This window comes from Streptomyces spongiae (assembly GCF_009377185.1).
Lineage (GTDB): Bacteria > Actinomycetota > Actinomycetes > Streptomycetales > Streptomycetaceae > Streptomyces > Streptomyces spongiae.
Map to the genome: position 1 here is coordinate 1 of NZ_VJZC01000901.1, position 2,741 is coordinate 2,741.

Below are 2,741 nucleotides of genomic sequence, written 5' to 3' on the forward strand. Positions count from 1 at the left end.
GGGTAGGGGCGGCGGGGGCGAAGAACCCGCGTCAGCTCACTGCGCAGCTCTGGTCACCGAGCTGGAACACCGTCGGTTTCCCATTCGCCCCCGACCAGCTCCCTGTGAAGCCGAAGCCCACCGACGAGCCCGCCGCCACCGTGCCGTTCCAGCCCACGTTCTTGGCCGTCACCCCCGAACCCGACTGCGTGTATGCGGCGTTCCACGCTTGGGACACGGTCTGCCCGTTCGGGAAGGACCAGTTCAGCGACCACCCTGACCACGCACTCGTGCCCGTGTTGGTCAGCTGGACGTCCGCCTGGAAACCGCCCGACCACTGGTTGGTGATCTTGTAGGTCACCGCGCAAGCGCCCGTCGGTTCCTCCGGGTCCGGCTCGGCGGCGGACGTGTCGCCGTAGACGACCCCGCGCCCGTTCGTCGACACGTACACGCGCCCATACACCCGCGGGTCACCCGTGATGGCCGCACCCGTCCAACCCCACTGGTGGGCGTCGTCGTTGATGCGGGTCCAGGTCGCACCCTTGTCCGTGGAGCGGAAGATGCCGCGGACGCCGCCGATCTTCGCACTGGTGTAGAGGGTCTGGTACGAGGCGCCGGGCGCCGCCTTGCCGAAGCCGATCGTGTCGGCCTGCTCGACGCTCGACAGTTTGGTGAAGCTCGCGCCGCCGTCCGTCGAGTGCCACAGACCGTACGCCCCGTCCGAGGCGCCGCCCGCGAGCCAGATGTCGCCCTTCGTGCCGGGCAGCGCCTTGAAGCGGACGCTGTCGCCGCTCGGCAGACCCGTGGCGGAGGACGCGGTGAAGGTCGCCCCGCTGTCCGTACTGACGTAGAACTTCCCCGACTTGAAGCCGTAGAAGGTCTTCGGGTCGACCCGGTCCGACTCGACGATCGCGCCCGCCGGGATGCCGCTCGACGCCGACCACGAGTTCCCGAAGCCCGTCGTGTACTGCACTCCCGTGCCCGTCGGGCTCCACACGAAGCGGCTGCCGTCCGAGGCCGCCGCGACCGTACCGCCCTCGCTCACGCCCGACGGGTCCGTCCCCGCGAACCAGTTGGCGCCGTTGTCCGTCGAGAACGCGATGTGCGGGCCGGAGTCCAGGTTGCCGACGCGGACCACTGTGTTCGGGTTCGTCTCCGCGTAGTCCAGACTCGTCGTCGTCGTGAAGTTCGGGGACGTGTACATCATCGAGGGGACCTTCGTCAGGTCCGTGTGGCGGAAGCCGCCGATGTCGCCGAGCGCGCTGAGCAGCGGGGCGCCCGACGGGGGAGAGGCCAGGTCGTTGACCGCGGTCTCCTCCAGGCCCTGCACCATCGGCTTGATGGTGAACTTGCTGCCGCTGTCCCAGTTCGTGAGGTTCTCGGTGCCGTAGATCGTCGCACCCGTGCCGTACATGAGGCGGTTCGAGTTGAACGGGTCGATCTCCAACGCCTCCGTCATCCAGCCCAGCTTCGGGGTCTGTTCCGGCGGTGACGGGTTCGCTCCCCACGTCAGCCACGGTGAGGACGAGACATCCATCGTGTAGCGGTTCTCACGGTTGGGATACGACGTGTAGTCCCACGCCTTCGTCCAGGTGCCGCCGCTGTCCGTGGAACGGAAGATCTGGGTGTCCGGCCACCAGGAGCTGTACGCCGTGGCCATCACCGTGCCCGGCTTCTGACGGTCGACGGTCAGGCCGCTGAAGCCGTAGTACGTGTCGGCCTCCGCCACCGGGCTGATGTTCGTCCAGGCGCCGGTCGCCGTCGCGTACCGCCACAGCTGGCCCTTGCCCCCGTCGTACGGGCCGCCCTTGTCGCTGTACGCGAGGTACAGGTAGCCGTTCTTCGCGTCGAGGACGCCCTTGTGGGCCAGGTAGCCGGTCGGCTGGCCGGACAGGCGGGTCCAGGTGGCGCCGGCGTCCGTCGAGCGGTACACCGCGTTGTCCTTGTCGGCGACCCCGACGTAGATCGTCTTCGTGGCATTGCCGGACGAGCCCGTCGACTCGTCGAAGGTGACCCAGACGATGCCCTGGTTGTCGGACGCGTAGCCGCTCGTGTCGGTCGGGTCCTGCACGTAGTTGCCGACGTTCGGGAAGTTCGTCACCTGGGACCAGGTCGCCCCCGAGTCCGTCGACCGCCACAGGCCCTTGCCGCTCGGCGCGCCCAGGTACAGCACGCTGTTCCTGTTCGGGTCGACCGCGAGGCGCTCGCCCATGCCGCGGCCGGGCATGTTGCCGCCCAGCTTGAACGGCAGGTCGGCCTTCTGCCAGGTCGCGCCCCGGTCGGCGGACCTGAGCACGGCGCCGTTCTTCGGGTCCCAGCTGTTGGTGTACGTGCCGACGGCCGCGTACACCTTGTTCGGGTCGACGGAGTCGGAGGCGAGGCCGACGACGCCCGTGTGGCCCCAGTTGTCCCAGCCGACGGAGTCGAGCAGCGGGGTCCACGTCTTGGAGGACTCCACCCAGCGGTAGGCGCCGCCGATGTCCGTACGGGCGTACGCGAGGTTCTTCTCTTTGCGGTTGAAGACGATGCCGGGCACGAAGCCGCCGCCGTCGATGCGGGCGTTCTTCCAGGTGTAGGTGTCGGCGGCGATCGACACCTTCTCGGCGGGCGCGGCCAGCGCCGGCTGACTGCCCGCGAGCAGCCCGGCCGACAGGGCGAGTACGGCCGTGAGGATGCGGGTTCTTCGCACGGTTGTCCTCTCCGTGATGGTGGTGGGGGGAGGGGAGGGAAAGGCGCGCGCGGCCGGGCGGACCCGATGGGAC

The 2,741-nt window shown here is 69.1% G+C and carries 1 protein-coding gene; it reads right to left on the reverse strand.

What is annotated here, in order from left to right:
- Positions 1-31: 31 nt before the first annotated feature.
- A complete protein-coding gene (locus FNH08_RS48425; RefSeq protein ID WP_322726619.1) occupies positions 32-2,668 on the reverse strand; it encodes a cellulose binding domain-containing protein in 2,637 nt (878 codons plus the stop codon).
- Positions 2,669-2,741 lie beyond the last annotated feature (73 nt).